At 67.4% G+C, this 15,571-nt stretch carries 18 protein-coding genes; 14 read left to right on the plus strand and 4 right to left on the minus strand.

Going from position 1 to position 15,571, the window contains the following annotated elements:
- Positions 1-52 precede the first annotated feature (52 nt).
- Genes ACFFN1_RS11855 through mutM form a run of 4 tightly spaced genes read left to right on the plus strand, consistent with a single transcriptional unit; the run spans position 53 to position 2,428 of the window.
- Positions 53-574 carry a YceD family protein gene (locus ACFFN1_RS11855; protein ID WP_191725121.1) on the plus strand — a complete coding sequence of 174 codons (522 nt, stop codon included), beginning with the start codon at positions 53-55 and terminating at the stop codon, positions 572-574.
- A 2-nt stretch (positions 575-576) separates the two neighbouring features.
- Positions 577-780 carry a 50S ribosomal protein L32 gene (gene rpmF / locus ACFFN1_RS11860; protein WP_102162557.1) on the plus strand — a complete coding sequence of 68 codons (204 nt, stop codon included), beginning with the start codon at positions 577-579 and terminating at the stop codon, positions 778-780.
- A 30-nt stretch (positions 781-810) separates the two neighbouring features.
- On the plus strand, positions 811-1,521 hold the full coding sequence (gene rnc / locus ACFFN1_RS11865) for a ribonuclease III (protein WP_376840988.1): 711 nt from the start codon (positions 811-813) through the stop codon (positions 1,519-1,521).
- Positions 1,522-1,531: 10 nt separating this feature from the next.
- Entirely contained in the window at positions 1,532-2,428 is an 897-nt protein-coding gene (mutM, locus tag ACFFN1_RS11870) for a bifunctional DNA-formamidopyrimidine glycosylase/DNA-(apurinic or apyrimidinic site) lyase (protein ID WP_376840989.1), read from the plus strand.
- Between the two features lie 16 nt (positions 2,429-2,444).
- Here the strand turns inward: mutM and ACFFN1_RS11875 are convergent, their stop codons facing one another.
- Positions 2,445-2,699, minus strand: coding sequence for a Txe/YoeB family addiction module toxin (locus tag ACFFN1_RS11875; RefSeq protein WP_376840990.1), 255 nt, complete (start codon positions 2,697-2,699; stop codon positions 2,445-2,447).
- Positions 2,700-2,969 carry a type II toxin-antitoxin system Phd/YefM family antitoxin gene (locus tag ACFFN1_RS11880; RefSeq protein WP_376840991.1) on the minus strand — a complete coding sequence of 90 codons (270 nt, stop codon included), beginning with the start codon at positions 2,967-2,969 and terminating at the stop codon, positions 2,700-2,702.
- Between the two features lie 217 nt (positions 2,970-3,186).
- On the opposite strand from ACFFN1_RS11880, the gene ACFFN1_RS11885 reads away from it, so the two are divergent.
- The 10 genes from ACFFN1_RS11885 to trmD all read left to right on the plus strand — a co-directional run bounded on the left by ACFFN1_RS11885 (position 3,187) and on the right by trmD (position 13,809).
- Positions 3,187-3,477 (plus strand): hypothetical protein, encoded by a 291-nt coding sequence (locus ACFFN1_RS11885; RefSeq protein ID WP_376840992.1) that lies wholly within the window; start codon positions 3,187-3,189, stop codon positions 3,475-3,477.
- Between the two features lie 163 nt (positions 3,478-3,640).
- Positions 3,641-7,213 carry a chromosome segregation protein SMC gene (smc, locus tag ACFFN1_RS11890; protein WP_376840993.1) on the plus strand — a complete coding sequence of 1,191 codons (3,573 nt, stop codon included), beginning with the start codon at positions 3,641-3,643 and terminating at the stop codon, positions 7,211-7,213.
- Positions 7,214-7,364: 151 nt separating this feature from the next.
- Positions 7,365-7,757 carry a hypothetical protein gene (locus ACFFN1_RS11895; protein WP_376840994.1) on the plus strand — a complete coding sequence of 131 codons (393 nt, stop codon included), beginning with the start codon at positions 7,365-7,367 and terminating at the stop codon, positions 7,755-7,757.
- A gap of 152 nt (positions 7,758-7,909) precedes the next feature.
- The gene (ftsY, locus tag ACFFN1_RS11900) at positions 7,910-9,088 is read left to right on the plus strand and encodes a signal recognition particle-docking protein FtsY (RefSeq protein WP_376840995.1); all 1,179 of its coding nucleotides are present in this window, start codon (positions 7,910-7,912) and stop codon (positions 9,086-9,088) included.
- 158 nt (positions 9,089-9,246) lie between these two features.
- Positions 9,247-10,860, plus strand: a complete 1,614-nt coding sequence (gene ffh, locus ACFFN1_RS11905; protein ID WP_376840996.1) for a signal recognition particle protein — start codon at positions 9,247-9,249, stop codon at positions 10,858-10,860.
- A 203-nt stretch (positions 10,861-11,063) separates the two neighbouring features.
- Positions 11,064-11,531: a 30S ribosomal protein S16 gene (rpsP, locus tag ACFFN1_RS11910; protein ID WP_376840997.1), complete on the plus strand. Its 468-nt coding sequence runs from the start codon at positions 11,064-11,066 to the stop codon at positions 11,529-11,531.
- Positions 11,532-11,533: 2 nt separating this feature from the next.
- A complete protein-coding gene (locus ACFFN1_RS11915; protein ID WP_376840998.1) occupies positions 11,534-11,764 on the plus strand; it encodes an RNA-binding protein in 231 nt (76 codons plus the stop codon).
- A 240-nt stretch (positions 11,765-12,004) separates the two neighbouring features.
- Entirely contained in the window at positions 12,005-12,349 is a 345-nt protein-coding gene (locus tag ACFFN1_RS11920) for a hypothetical protein (protein WP_376840999.1), read from the plus strand.
- 87 nt (positions 12,350-12,436) lie between these two features.
- Positions 12,437-12,970, plus strand: coding sequence for a ribosome maturation factor RimM (rimM, locus tag ACFFN1_RS11925; RefSeq protein ID WP_376841000.1), 534 nt, complete (start codon positions 12,437-12,439; stop codon positions 12,968-12,970).
- Positions 12,970-13,809, plus strand: a complete 840-nt coding sequence (gene trmD / locus ACFFN1_RS11930) for a tRNA (guanosine(37)-N1)-methyltransferase TrmD (RefSeq protein ID WP_376841001.1) — start codon at positions 12,970-12,972, stop codon at positions 13,807-13,809. The genes rimM and trmD overlap by 1 nt, the downstream gene beginning before the upstream one ends.
- Positions 13,810-13,886: 77 nt before the next feature.
- Here the strand turns inward: trmD and ACFFN1_RS11935 are convergent, their stop codons facing one another.
- Together ACFFN1_RS11935 and ACFFN1_RS11940 are read right to left on the minus strand one after the other, a co-directional pair.
- Positions 13,887-14,663, minus strand: coding sequence for a hypothetical protein (locus ACFFN1_RS11935; RefSeq protein ID WP_376841002.1), 777 nt, complete (start codon positions 14,661-14,663; stop codon positions 13,887-13,889).
- Positions 14,664-14,696: 33 nt separating this feature from the next.
- A complete protein-coding gene (locus ACFFN1_RS11940) occupies positions 14,697-15,416 on the minus strand; it encodes an ABC transporter ATP-binding protein (RefSeq protein ID WP_376841003.1) in 720 nt (239 codons plus the stop codon).
- Positions 15,417-15,571 lie beyond the last annotated feature (155 nt).

The following is a 15,571-nucleotide window of genomic DNA, read 5'->3' on the forward strand; positions in this document are numbered from 1 at the left end:
ATCCGTTGCGTGCCGACATCACGGACAGCGTCCAAACCGGAGGTGAAGACACATGAGCAGTCGATCTGACCTCATCGTCGACCTTCGCTCGCTCGGCCTGGCAGACAGGCCCGGCGAATGGACCCGGCTGGAACGTGACGTCCCGGCTCCGGCGGATCTGCGGATCGAGATGATCGGAGTGCCAACCGGTTCGCCGCTTCACCTGGACCTGCAGCTCGACTCCGTGGTGGAGGGGATCTTCGTCTCCGGCACCGTCACGGCCACAGCCCAGGGACAGGACGCCCGCACGCTGGAGGACCTGGAGGTTCCGCTGAACGTGGAGCTGTCCGAACTCTTCGCGTACGAGGTCGAAGAAGGCGACGAGGAGACATATCCGGTTGATCGCGATCGGATCGACCTCGAACCGGCGATCCGAGACGCACTCGTCATGGCTTTGCCGTTCCGTCCTCTCAAGGATGGGGAGGATGCGGACGAGTTCCGGTACACCGTCGGCGAGGACATTGTCGAAGAGGCACCGGAAGATGACCCACGCTGGTCAGAACTGAAACGACTGTTAGAAGAGAAAGAGAGCTAGACGTGGCTGTTCCCAAGCGAAAGATGTCGCGCAGCAATACCCGCCACCGTCGTTCGCAGTGGAAGGCCAAGGTTCCGACCCTGGTCAAGACTGTGGAGAACGGTCGCGTTGTGTACTCGCGCCCGCACCAGGCCAAGGTGGTTGAGGACTCCGCCGGCACCCCGCTGTTCCTTGAATACAAGGGACGCAAGGTCGCCGACATCTGATTCGGTTCTGCACCGGAATCGCATCAGACAGTGGAATCAGCACCTGATCTGAACACACTCAACGAGCGTCTCGGGGTCGACATCGACCCCGAGACGCTTCGTCTTGCCCTCACGCACCGCAGCTACGCGTTCGAGAACGGCGGCATCCCCACCAATGAGCGCCTCGAGTTCCTCGGCGACGCCGTCCTGCAGCTCGTTGCCACCGAGTCGCTGTTCCTCGACAACCCCGAGTTGCCCGAGGGCCGGCTGGCGAAGATGCGCGCCGCCGTGGTCAACACCCGTGCGCTGGCACAGATCGCCCGGCGTCTGAAGATCGGCAAGTTCGTGCTGCTGGGCAAGGGCGAGGAGATGACCGGCGGGCGGACGAAGGACTCGATCCTCGCCGATACCGTCGAATCCCTCATCGGCGCCTGCTTCATCAGCTGCGGCCGCGCAGAGGCCTTCGCGCTCGTCCACCGGCTCATCGACGACATGCTCATCGACGCCGTCCGCCTCGGCGCCGGCATGGACTACAAGACGACTCTGCAGGAAGCCGCCGCCGATCTCAGCCTCGGCGCCGTCGTCTACGAGGTCACCGGCCGCGGCCCCGACCACGCACGCGTCTTCACCGCCGTCGCCCTGCTCGGCGGGACGGCATGGGGCACCGGCGAGGGCACCTCGAAGAAGGCCGCAGAAGCCGTCGCCGCCGAGGCGGCCGTCACCGCGATCCGCGCCGCCCACCCGGACTACAGCCGGCACTGAGCCGATCGCTGTGCCCGAGCTTCCCGAAGTCGAATCCGTCCGCCGCGGTCTGGCCGAATGGCTGCCCGGCGCCCGCGTCGACGCCGTGCGTCTGTACGACCCGCGGATCCTCGGCACAGCCTCCCAGCGCATCATCGCCCCGGCCGCAGCCGAGGCGTTCGCCACCGGCATCACCGGTGCGGCTTTCGACGTGCCCGCCCGCCGAGGCAAGTTCCTCTGGGTGCCGCTGGCCGATCACCGGCGTGCGCTGTCCGTCCATTTGGGGATGAGCGGCCAGTTCCGCATCCATGAACCCGGTGACCCGCTGCACCGGCACACCCGTGCCGATTTCGCTTGCTTCGCACCCAGCGGCCGGGAGTTCTCACTTCGGTTCGTCGACCAGCGGATCTTCGGCCACCTCGGCATCGACGAGCTCACCGTCCCCGCCCAGTGGAACAGCCACCTGCCGGTGCCTGCGCAGATGGCCCACATCGCCCCAGATCCGCTGGAAGCAAGCACCGACCTCGAAGCGATCGCCCGGGTGGTCAAGACGAAGCGCTCAGCGATCAAATCCGTGCTGCTCGACCAGAGCGTGCTCAGCGGCATCGGCAACATCTACGCCGACGAAGCTCTCTATCGCGCTCGGGTCCACCCGCTCGCCCAAGCCGCTCGTCTGCGGATCTCCCGGGTGCGGGCTGTGCTGGAATCTGCCCGCGAGGTGATGCTCGAAGCCCTCGCGCAGGGTGGGACGAGCTTCGACGCCCTCTACGTCAACGTCAACGGCGAGTCCGGTTACTTCGACCGCTCTCTCGGCGTCTATGGCCGTACCGGTCAGCCGTGCCTGCGCTGCGGAACTCTCATCACTCGGCTCGTCGTCGGCGGCCGCGGCACACACATCTGCCTGCAGTGCCAGAAACCGCAGCGCTGAGCTGCCGAGGTGGAAATCAGTAGTGGTAGCGAGCCTGCAGGATAACGAGGTCATCACCGTCGACAAGATAGACGAGCCTGTGCTCCTCAGTGATCCGACGCGACCAGGATCCCTGCGCACCGTACTTGAGTTGCTCCGGCTTGCCGATGCCGGCGAAAGGCTCGCGCAAGCAGGCATCGATGAGCGTATTGATGCGTTTGAGAATCTTCCGGTCAGCAGTCTGCCAGTACCTGTAGTCCTCCCATGCTGACCGGTCCCAGACCAAGCGCACTTAGGCGGACCTCTCAATCTCGTCGGACCGGTCGAGCTCGTGCACCTCGGTGTCGCCCGAGGTGGCGCGCTCATACGCGTCGAGCAGCCGACGGGCGTTGGCCGGCGAGCGGAACAGGTAGGCGGTCTCCTGCCATGCCGCATACTCGTCGGCCGGCATGAGGACGGCGTTGCCTTTCCGGGAGACGATCTCGACGGCCTCCCGGTCATCATTGATGCGTTCGATGAGAGGGAACAGGGTCTTACGGGCTTCGCTGGCGCTGATGGACATGAACCGCTCGCTTCCATGGATGAGTTGTACCTATTAATGGTACCACTTTGGATGGGTTCTCCGGGACCCAGCTTTCGAGCAACTCTCCCGAACCTCATGCAAGCCCTCGGGCTCATGGAGGAAGCCAGAGGGCTGTTTCAGCGCGTCGACATCGATAACTTCCCGAAGAAGCAGTCCCGTTGTGAGCTGGGACACTGAATAGTGATTTTCCGATACCGTGGAAGTCTTCGACGCCGGTACCAGAGACCGCGCCGGTGAAACGGAACAGATCTGGAATTGGACACTGATGCCCGACGTACACAGCACCCCTCCCTCTCGCCGATCGACCCTGGTGACGATTGCGAGCTTCGCCTGCTTCTGGCTCATCCTCACCATCGTCTCCGCAATACGCGATGACGCCTCGACTGCCGCAGCGATCAGCGTTGCGTCCGCTGTTCCGCTGATCATCTGCTCCGGGATCATGCTCTGGCGCAACCGGCGGCGACGCCGGCGCGCTGATCACAGCTGAAGGCGCCAACCACCTCGGGAACGGTGTCCTCCGATGCGTGCGTGAGACCGTCGAGCGACTGTCGCGGCTGGTCAGCCCCGGCGCGGCGGGCCAGACGGTAGACTTTCGCACAATGTCACCGCCGGCGTGACACCGGAACCGACCGCGGAGAGGAGCTGAGGCGATGTACCTGAAGTCGCTGACGCTGCGCGGTTTCAAGTCCTTCGCCTCAGCCACCACACTCGCCTTCGAACCCGGCATCACCTGTGTCGTCGGGCCCAACGGCTCGGGCAAGTCCAATGTCGTCGACGCGCTGGCCTGGGTGATGGGGGAGCAGGGGGCGAAGAACCTGCGCGGCGGGAAGATGGACGACGTCATCTTCGCCGGCACCTCCTCCCGGCAGGCACTCGGGCGCGCCGAGGTGTCGCTGACGATCGACAACACCGACGGTGCGATTCCGATCGAGTACACCGAGGTGACGATCTCCCGGACGCTTTTCCGCACCGGCGGCAGCGAGTACGCCGTCAACGGCGCACCGGCCCGGCTGCTCGACATCCAGGAGCTGCTCAACGACTCCGGTCTGGGCAAGGAGATGCACGTCATCGTCGGGCAGGGCCGGCTCGACCAGATCCTGCACGCCGACCCACTCGAGCGCCGCGGCTTCATCGAAGAGGCCGCCGGGGTGCTCAAGCACCGCCGTCGCAAGGACAAGGCGCTGCGCAAGCTCACCGGTCTGCAGACCAACCTCGACCGGGTCGCCGACCTGCGTGCCGAACTCGCTCGGCAGCTCGGCCCGCTCGGCCGGCAGGCCAAGGCAGCCAAACGCGCCGCTGTCGTGCAGGCGACGCTACGCGACACCGCCGCCCGGCTGCTCGCCGACGACATCGTCCAAGTCCAGGCCCGGCTGGAGACCATCACCGGGCCCGAGGACTCCCAGCAGCGCCGCGAACAGCTGCAGGCCGCGCTCACCGACATCGACGAGCGGATCCGCGAAGTCGAGACACAGCTGCGCGACCACGACTCCGGCGCCGAGGCGATCCGCACCCGGCTGCGCACCGCCGGCAACCGCGCCACCCGAGCTACCGCGCTGGCCCAGCGGGCAGGCGACCGGATCGGGTTCCTCGAACAGGCCCCGGTCGACCGCAGCGGCGGTGACAGCCCCGATGCGATCCGTGCCAGGGCTGCGAAGTTCGAAGAGGAACTCGAAACCGTGGCAGCCGATCACGAGCAGAAAGCCGCCGAACTCGCCGAGCTCACAACCCGGCGCGATGAGGCGGCCGGGAAGCTGAAGGAAGCCGAGCAGCAGCTCACCGTCCAGCGCCAGCGCATCGCCCAGCGGCTGCGAGAGCGCTCCAGCGTCGAATCCGCCCGCGATGTCGCGCGCAAGACCCTCGCCGATGCTCAGCGTCAGCTCGCAGGCCTCGGCGAACAGGAATCGTCCCTTACCAGCAGGCTCAACGAGGCGAAGACGGCATTGGCGTCAGCCCAGCAGCAGGCGCAGGACACCGAATCCGGGGAGACCGCCCTCGACGAAGCCCACGAAGCGGCACTTGAGAAGCTCAACGCGCTGCAGGAGACGAAGTCGCAGGACGAAGCCGAACGTGACGAGATCCGCACCGAACTCGGCCAGGCCAACGCCCGGGTCGAGGCGCTGCAGATGAGCACCCGGCTGGCCGCCGAGACCGCTGAGCTGCTCGACAGCGGACTGCCCGGCATCCAGAGTGCCGTCGGCGATCAGCTCGACATCACCCCCGGCTGCGAAACCGCGATCACCGCCGTCCTCGGCGAACTCGCCGGAGCTGTCGTCGTCGACGACATCGATGCCGCACTCGCCGTGCTCACCCACGTCGGCGAGGACACCGACGTCGACCTCGTCGTGGCCGGAGCGCCGAACGCCGCCACGGGCACGACGGGTGCGCCGGCGGCCACCGCCTCGGGCGCGGAAGCCCCCGACCTGAGCCGCGGAGTGGCAGCACTCGACCTCGTCTCCACCAGCCATGCTGGTCTGGCAGCACTGCTGACGGCCAGCCTCGGCGAGGTCATCGTCGTCGACTCCGCTGACACCGCCGCCGCGCGTGCCCGCGACGCCGGCGGAAGGACCTTCGTCACCCCGGCCGGTGAGGTGTTCTCACCCTTCCGGGTGGCCCGGGCCAGCTCCGGAGAGGGCGCGCGCATCGCCTCACGCCAGGCGCTGGCCGAAACCGTCGAGAAGGTCGAGGCACTCGAGCGGTCGCTGGCCGCCGTGGAGAAGCGCCTGGCTGATGCCGAACCCGGCATCAGCCAGGCACAGACCGCAGTCGACGAGGCGCTGGAGAAGCTGTATGCCTCCGATGCGCAGATCGTGGCCGTCGGCCAGGAAGTCTCCCGCGCAGCAGAGGAAGTCCAGCGCCTGGAGAAGACCCTCGCCGGCACCGACGAAACCCGCAGCAGGCTCAGCGACGACATCGCGCAGGCCGAAGCCGAACTCGCACGCGCCGAAACCGCGCTGCAGGCCAACACCGACCACGTCGAGGAGGAACCGGACACGAGCGAACGCGACCGACTCGCCGCACGCGTCGCAGGACTTGGCGATGAGGTGATGGAAGCCCGCATCGCCGAACGCGGACTCAGCGACCGCGTCGGCTTCCTCACCGACCGGATCCGCGGCCTCGAGCGGGCAGCCAAGCAGGAGGAGGACGCCCGTGCCCAAGCCGCCCGGGCCGCAGCACGGCGGCGCGCCCAGGCCGCATCAGCCCGCGTCATCGAACGACTCGCCGAAGCGCTCGCCACTCGGCTCAAGGACATCGAAGCCCGCGCCGAAACCGAACTGGCCGAATCGAAGACCCGGCACGAACAGCTCGACGAGGAGCTGCGCCGGCTGCGCGAATCCCGCACCAGCCAGGCCGATGAGCTCACCGCTGTCACTGATGCCGAACACCAGGCCCAGCTGGCACGCGAACGGTTCGTCCTCACCCTCGATGAGCTCACCCGGCGGGCCCGCGAGGAGATCGGCCTGTCGCCGGAGAACCTCGTCGACCAGTTCGGACCGCACATGCCGGTGCCGATCCTGGACGAGACAGCCGGTCGCGACGACGACGGCCCGGCCGGCGAGGTGCCCTACGTTCGTGCCGATGTCGAGAAAGCGCATGCCGCTGCCGAGAAGGAGCTGAAGAAGATCGGGGCGGTCAACCCGCTGGCATTGGAGGAGTACGCCGCGCTCAACGAGCGCCACGACTACCTCGAAAAGCAGATCAACGACATCGAGACGAGCCGGCGCGACCTGCTCAAGCTCGTCGACGACGTCGACGAGCACGTCCGCGCCGTCTTCGCTGAGGCGTTCGCCGACACCCAGCGGGAGTTCGCCGATATCTTCTCCCGCCTGTTCCCCGGCGGTGAGGGCCGGCTCGAACTCACCGAACCCGATGACATGCTCGCCACCGGCGTCGACGTCTACGCCCGCCCGGCCGGCAAGAAGGTCAAACGGCTCTCCCTGCTCTCCGGCGGTGAGCGCTCCCTGGTGGCGATTGCGATGCTCGTGGCGATCTTCAAAGCCCGCCCGAGCCCGTTCTACGTCATGGACGAGGTCGAGGCCGCCCTCGACGATCTCAACCTGTCCCGCCTGCTCACGGTGTTCCGGGAGCTGCAGGAGTCCTCACAGCTCATCGTCATCACCCACCAGAAGCGCACGATGGAGATCGCCGACGCCCTCTACGGCGTCACCATGCACGGCGATGGTGTGTCGAGGGTGATCTCTCAGCGAATTCACCGCGGCGAATGACGTGGGTGCGCCGCCGGCGCGGTGGAGGGGAGATACACTATCGGGGACACACGCTCTATGCCTCGGTGTTCATGCGTTCGCACACGCGCGCACACCTGATGAGAAGGAGACCCCAGCGCATGCCCGCAGCTCAGCCCATCTCGGAGACGCCATGGGCATAGGCGGCGGTCTTGCGGTTCTCATCGGCCTGGGCGCCACGGTGCTCATCGGCCTCGTCATCGTGCTCGTCGTGGCACTGCCCGGTCTGCAGTCCGAAGGCCGGATCAAGAGCGACCGCACGCAGCGGTTCCGGCTGCCGAACGAATGGACCGGCTACGACGACGAAGCGCATGGCTTCTTCGGCCACGACGAGGAGACCTCGCATCTGGCCACTCGTGAACAGGCGGCCGTCACCGCGATGCGCGAGCACTCCTATGTGCTGCGCCCGCAGCCGCGCCGCCACTGCACCCCGGCCCTGCTGACATTCCGCCCGCGGACCCGGCACTGGAAGGTGCCGGAGACCGGATCGGGCTTCCGCACAGCACTGACCCTGCTGTTCGGGTGAACCCGTGCCGTGCCGGTGAGCTGCGCCGCACCTGCACGCGCGTGCCGCTGGCAGCTTGCCAGCCCGCACCGCACATGACACTGTGCCAAGTGAAGCGCCCACCTGCGGGCGCATGACCAACGACCGCCGCCGGCCCGCCTGACTGTTTGGAGATGATCGTGGACGCTCTGACCGGAGACTCGCTGCTGTGGATCGTGCTCATCGGCGCGGCCGTGCTCATCATCGGCGCTGCGCTGCTCTTCGTTCCCAAGCGCCGTAAGCCCGTCCCGCCGGAGAGCGAGCTGCCCGACCTCACCGAGGAGGCCGCGGGAGACCTCGAACCCGGGGAGGAACCGCCTGCCGATTCCGCCGAGGCGCCGGTCGCCGTTGAGACGCCGACCGAACCGAAGACCCGGCTCGCGAAGCTGCGCAGCCGCCTGGCGAAGTCGAACTCCACCATCGGCCGCGGCCTGCTGGCCCTGCTCTCGCGCGACACCCTCGACGAGGCCACGTGGGAGGAGATCGAAGACACCCTCATCATGGCCGACCTCGGCGTCGACACCACCACCGAGCTCGTCGACCGGCTGCGCGAACGCGTCCGCGTGCTTGGCACCCGCGAACCGGAGACCGTCCGGGAACTGCTGCGCGAAGAGCTCATCGCCGTCGTCGACCCGACGATGGACCGCAGCCTCAACGTCAACCGCGACACCGCCGGCACCCCCGGCGCTGACCCGGCGGTTGTGCTCGTCGTCGGCGTCAACGGCTCCGGCAAGACGACGACTGTGGGCAAGATCGCCCGCGTGCTCGTCGCCGAGGGCCGCAGCGTCCGCCTCGGCGCAGCCGACACCTTCCGTGCCGCGGCGGCCGAGCAGCTGATGACCTGGGGCGAGCGCGTCGGCGTCGAGACGGTCAGGGGAGAGGAGGGCGCCGACCCCGCCTCGGTCGCCTATGCCGCTGTCGAGAAGGGCAAGGTCGACGGCGCCGAGGTGGTGCTCGTCGACACTGCCGGGCGCCTGCAGAACAAGCGCGACCTCATGGACGAGCTCGGCAAGGTCCGCCGCGTCGCCTCCCGCCCGCTGAGCGAAGAGGGCCACGACATCGACGAGGTGCTGCTCGTCCTCGACGCCACCACAGGCCAGAACGGCATGCAGCAGGCCAAGGTGTTCTCCGAGGCCGTCCACATCACCGGCATCGTGCTCACCAAGCTCGACGGCACCGCCAAGGGCGGCATCGTCGTCGCCGTTCAGCGCGCCCTCGGCGTGCCGGTCAAGCTCATCGGCCTCGGCGAGGGTGCTGATGACCTGGCGCCCTTCGACGCAGCAGGATTCGTCGACGCGCTGCTGGCCGAATGATGTGCGGCGCCTGACCGGAGCCGCCTGGGCCAAGGCGACCGGCACCTCGGCAGCCAAAGCTTAGGCGACCGGCACCTCGGCGCCGTGCTGCCCGTCATCTCGGTGCGTTATCCTGAGATGCTGATAAGCCCTGACTCTGACGAAAGCTAAAGACCTTCGTGTTCAACTCACTCTCCGATCGTCTGACATCGACCTTCAAGAACCTGCGCGGCAAGGGCAGACTGTCCGAAGCCGATGTCGATGCCACGATCCGGGAAATCCGGCGCGCGCTGCTCGATGCCGACGTCGCCCTGCCGGTCGTGCGCACCTTCACCGGCAATGTGCGTGAACGCGCCCTGTCGTCTGAGGTCTCAGCCGCGCTCAACCCCGGCCAGCAGGTCGTCAAGATCGTCAACGACGAGCTCGTCTCCATCCTCGGCGGGCAGACCCGCCGCCTGCAGTTCGCCAAGCGTCCGCCGACGGTCATCATGCTCGCCGGCCTGCAGGGCGCCGGTAAGACCACCCTGGCCGGCAAGCTCGCCCACTGGCTCAAGTCTGAAGGCCACCGGCCGATGCTCGTCGCCGCCGACCTGCAGCGCCCCAACGCCGTCAACCAGCTGCAGATCGTCGGTGAGCGCGTCGGCGCCTACACCTATGCCCCGGAGCCGGGCAACGGCGTCGGCGATCCGGTCAAGGTCGCCACCGATTCGATCGCTGTGGCCAAGTCGAAGCTGCACGACGTCGTCATCGTCGACACCGCCGGCCGCCTCGGCATCGACGAGGAGCTCATGCAGCAGGCCGCCGACATCCGCGCGGCCGTCAACCCCGATGAGGTCCTCTTCGTCATCGACGCGATGATCGGTCAGGACGCCGTGCAGACCGCCGAGGCCTTCCTCAACGGCGTCGATTTCACCGGCGTCGTGCTCTCCAAGCTCGACGGCGACTCCCGCGGCGGTGCCGCACTGTCGGTCGCACAGGTGACCGGCAAGCCCATCATGTTCGCCTCGACCGGCGAGGGCATGAAGGACTTCGAGCAGTTCCACCCGGACCGGATGGCCGACCGGATCCTCGATATGGGCGATATCCTCACCCTCATCGAGCAGGCCGAGAAGACCTTCGACCAGGAGCAGACGGAGAAGCTGGCGAAGAAGGTCCAGGCCGGCGAGGACTTCGACCTCAACGACTTCCTCACCCAGATGGCTGCTGTGAAGAAGATGGGCTCGCTGAAGAAGATGATCGGCATGATGCCGGGCATGAGCCAGTACAAGGAGGCGATCGACGCCTTCGACGAGCGCGAAGTCGACCGTGTCGAAGCGATCGTCAAATCGATGACCCCGCAGGAGCGGACCAACCCCAAGATCCTCAACGGCTCCCGCCGGGCGCGCATCGCCCGCGGCTCCGGCACCACCGTCACCCAGGTGAATCAGCTCATGGAGCGCTTCGCTGCTGCGCAGAAGATGATGCGCCAGATGGGCAGGGGCGGCGGCATGCCTGGGATGCCGGGCGGTGCCGGCGGTCCAGGGATGGGCGGTATGCCGGGCATGCCCGGGATGCCCGGCGCCGGCGGGCGCGGACCCAGCCGGAAGAAGAAGGGCAAGAAGGGCCGTCCGGCAGGCAAGTCCGGCAACCCGGCCAAGCGCGCAGAGCAGGAGCGGCTCGCACAGCTCAAGCGCGAAGGCAAGGAGCCCACGCCCACCGGCTCGGCCTTCGGCAACCTCGGCCTCGACAAGGACGAGGACATCGATCTGTCGAAGCTGCCCAAGGGCTTCGGCGGAATCTTCGGCAAGGACTGATGAGACTCAGCCGACACCTCGGGCCCGGTGCGCGCCGGTTGGCGCCGGGTGCGTATTTCTGGCAGAATATCCGCTTGTACTCGACTGTGCTCGGACCCTCTCAACCGCAGCGCAGTCCGGTCCACGCGCGCGTCAGCTGAGTCTATCCCCACGGATGCGGTGACGCCTGCAGCACCTAACATGCAAAAGGAGACACCACTACAGTGGCAGTCAAGATTCGACTCACCCGCATGGGCAAGATCCGTGCACCCTTCTACCGTGTTGTCGTTGCCGACTCCCGTACCCGCCGTGACGGCCGTGCGATCGAGGAGATCGGCATCTACCACCCGACCCGTGAGCCCTCGGTCATCGAGATCGACTCCGAGCGCGCACAGTACTGGCTGTCCGTCGGCGCGCAGCCGACCGACCAGGTCAAGGCACTGCTGAAGCTCACCGGCGACTGGGCGAAGTTCACCGGCGAAGGCGACACTGAGAACCGCGTGAAGCCGCAGCAGGAGAAGGAGGGCTTCACCGCTCCGGCCGCTGACTCGGTCGTCAAGGAGACGAAGAAGGACGACGAAGACGAGCAGGCTGAGGAGAAGTCCGCCGAGGCACCGGTCGAGGACAAGGCTGACGAGACCGCTGAGGCCCCGGCTGAGGAATCGGCCGAGGCTGGAAGCGAAGAGAGCTGATCATGCTCTCGCAGGCTCTCGACCACCTCGTGCGCGGCATCGTCGACAACCCCGATGATGTCTCGGTGCGCTCGCGCGGCTCCCACCGCGGCACCACGCTCGAAGTCCGCGTCCACCCCGACGATCTCGGCCGCGTCATCGGCCGCTCGGGTCGCACCGCCAAGGCGCTGCGCACCGTCATGAGCGCGCTCGCCGGCCGTGAACAGGTGCGCGTCGACCTCATCGAGGCCTGAGCGCAGCCGCAGACAGCTGAGAAGCCCCGGCACCACCCCATGTGGGAGGTGCCGGGGCTTTCGCGTGCCCGGTTCGCAGCCCGGACAGGGAAGCTACATCCTGTGCTGGTAGAATGGCATACGGAGAAGTCCCCGGCCTGGTCGCCGGACCAGCCAGCTGAGTTAGCCGAAATGAGTGCCATAGCATCTGCGAGGTCACAACCGAGCCGGAGACGACGGGGCCTTTGGGCGGTGGTCGGGGTGATCGCTGCAATCGTCTTAATCGTCGCCGCAGTCGTCTGGCTGCGCGGGGGAGTCCAGCAGCGCACGGTCGGAGACCTGCTCGAATCGGACAGCGAGATCCATCCGGTCGAAGCGACATCGGACCTGTGCAAGCAAGCCGGGTGCGTCGAAGGCTGGCGCACAGACGTCGGTGACTATCTGCGGTTCGACTCCGTGGGGAAGGCGGAATACTGGGCAACGGTGCGCGGGGATGAGAGCAGACGGTGGGAGAACGTCGTCCTCGATTTCGGTGACAACGAGCTGAATGCCGATCAGCGCCGCCTCGCTATCGACATCCTCTTCGCCTGGCATGACTGGAACTGAGAACACGAGACGCTCAGCAGATCAGCAGCAACCGCCTGGCCTCGTGCCCAACGGCTGGACGTGACCGCCTGCGATACCGTTGGAGTCATGAGCACAGTAGTCGCCCGCCTGGGCAAACCGCACGGCATCCGCGGTGAGATGACCGTCGAAGTCCGCACCGACGATCCCGATGAGCGATTCGTTCCCGAGGCGGTGTTCGGCACCGAACCCGATATCGGCCCGCTGACGCTCACCCGCGCCCGCTGGCACCGCGATCGGTTGCTGCTCAGCTTCGCGGAGGTGCCTGACCGGAACCGGGCCGAGGAGATCCGCAACACCCTCATCACCGTCGATGCCGAGGACACCGACGACGACGATGAGGACGCCTGGTACATCGACGACCTCATCGGCGCCGACGCCCTCATCGGCGAACACCTCGTCGGGAAAGTCTCCGGGGTCAGCCCCGGCGCGGCACAGGATCTGCTGCACATCACACCCTCCGCACAGCAGGTCGAGCGCAGCGACTCCGATGAGGAGATCCTCGTGCCCTTCGTCGCCGAGATCGTCCCCGAGGTCGACATCGACGCCGGACGCATCGTGCTCTCCCCGCCCGCCGGCCTCATCCCGGGGTTCGACGACTGATGCGCATCGACGTCATCTCGATCTTCCCCGACTACCTCGCCCCGCTTGAACTCTCCCTGACCGGCAAGGCGATGGCCGCAGGCCTCCTCGACGTCGGCATCCACGATCTGCGCGACTGGACGAACGACCGGCACCGCACCGTCGACGACACCCCCTACGGCGGGGGTGCGGGCATGGTGATGAAGCCCGAACCATGGGCCCAGGCACTCACCGACGTGGCCGACTTGGCAGGGCGGGCCGACCTGGCAGGGGCGTCCGACTTGGCCGGTTCAAGCGACGACACCCAGGCGCCCACCGCCTCGGGCACGGATGCCGCCGAGGCGGGGGAGAAGCCGGTGCTCATCGTCCCCTCACCGGCCGGTGCCCCCTTCACCCAGGCCGACGCCCGTCGGCTGGCCGGCCGGTCGCATCTCGTGTTCGCCTGCGGCCGCTATGAGGGCATTGACCAGCGGGTCATCGACTGGGCAGGAGGCGACTTCGAGGTCGAACTCGTCTCGATCGGCGACTACGTCCTCAACGGCGGCGAGGTCGCCGCACTCGTCATCATCGAAGCCGTCGCCCGCCTCATCCCCGGCTTCATGGGCAACCCGGAGTCGCTCGTCGAGGAGAGCTACGAGGACGGGCTGCTCGAATACCCCGTCTACACGAAGCCGGCAGACTGGCGCGGACATGAGGTGCCCGAGGTGCTGCTCTCCGGCAACCATGCCGCGATCGCGCGGTGGCGGCGCGACCAGCGGCTCATCCGCACCCAGCGCACCCGCCCCGATCTGCTGGCAGACCTGCCCGATGAGGCCCTCGACGCTCGCGACTGGCAGGTCCTCGGCGACCTCGACGACTGAGCACACGACACTGAGCGCACAGCACAGACCGGCGCGCCCGCAGCTGATGCTGCGAGCGCGCCGGTCTGTCGTGGGGATCAGGGCTCCTCGGTGACGGTGCGGCGCCAGCCGATGATCGCCGGGAGGACGATCCAGAAGGCGATGGCCGTCAGCATCCGGGCGATGCCGCCGGTTGTCACCTCGCCTGCGATCGGCTGGAGGATGGCCGGGTTGATCCAGGTGAAGAACTCCTCCGTGGCGGAGACGAAGGTCGTCACCATGGTCTCGACCATCGACCACATGGCCACGATGATGATCGGGGCCGGAGCCGAGCCGAAGGCCAGGCCGAGAGCGATGCCGGTCAGTGCGAAGCCGGCGTTGTTGCCCAGCGTGGTCAGCACCAGCGACCAGTCGGTGGTCCAGCTCGCCGGCTCATCGGCGAACGTTCCCGACAGCGGCACGATGACGGCGGCCAGTGCCAGAGCGAGGACCCAGGCGATGACGCAGAGGACGAGAGCGGCTTCGGCCTTGGCGATGATCACCTGGTGCCGGCGCGGGGTCAGGCTCCACGTCGTGACACCGGTCTGATGGGTCCGCTCCTGGGTCACGAGCAGGATGGCCAGGATCTGCACGGCGATGGCGCCGGGCATCGCGGCCATGGACGCGATCTGGCCGAAGTCGGCATCCGACCACGCCCGGCCGACGGCGAAGGCGCATGTCAGCAGTGCGGCGACGGCGAGGACGATGAGTCCGGCGCGGGTGTCGGCGACCTTGCGCAGTTCGACGCCGAGCAGTCGCAGGTGCCGGAGGCCATGGGTCTGGACACGGGTTTCGATCGGGGCGGCAGCGGCATGGGTGGCGGTCGGGGTGGTCATGGTGACTCCTTCAGGTTGTCCCGGGTGCTGGTATCAGGCGGCGGTCGCCCGGTCGGCACCGGAGGTGAGGCGGAAGTAGAGTTCTTCGACATCGTCGGCGCGGGCCTGCAGACTCGACATCTTCTCGTCTGCGACGATGCGGCCCTTGGCGATCATCACGACGCGGTCGGCGATGCGTGAGACGGCTGAGAGCTGATGGCTGGAGAGCAGAACTGCGCAGCCGGACTGCTTGAGGTCGGTGAGCAGTTCGCCGAGCCAGTGCTGGCCCTGCGGGTCGAGCCCGTTGGACGGTTCATCGAGCACGAGGGCCGAAGGACGGCCCAGCAGCGCGAGGGCGAGTCCGAGGCGCTGCTTCATGCCCAGTGAGTAGGCGCCGACGCGGCGGCGGGTCTCAGCGCGGCTGAGTCCGACCTGCTCGCAGACCACCGGGATGCGGCTCTTCGGCACGCCCATGGTGAGGGCGGCCAGTCGGAGGGTCTCGCGGCCGGTGCGTCCGGGGTGGAAGCATTCGGTGCCGAGGAGCGAGCCGACGATGGTGCCGGGATTGACGATCTCGCGGTAGGGCTGGCTGGCGACTTCGGCGGTGCCGGAGTCCTGGCGGGTCAGTCCGAGCAGGATCTTCATCGCGGTGGTCTTCCCGGCTCCGTTGGGGCCGAGGAAGCCGACGATCTCGCCGGGGTCGACGTGGAAGTCGATGCTGTCGAGGGCGGTGTGGTCACGGTACGTCTTTGAGATGCTCTGTATGTTCAACATGGCTTCAGTCCATCGCACCCAGGTGGGTCGCCACTACGGGCAGGAGGCTGAGGATCGCCTATCCGATGGTCGCGGTTCTCCCGCAGCCGACTATCGACCATCGGCTACCCGGACTTCCGGCGCACTGTGGCCGGGGACCGGCAGTCTTCCTAGAC

This window comes from Brevibacterium otitidis (assembly GCF_042429315.1).
GTDB lineage: Bacteria > Actinomycetota > Actinomycetes > Actinomycetales > Brevibacteriaceae > Brevibacterium > Brevibacterium otitidis.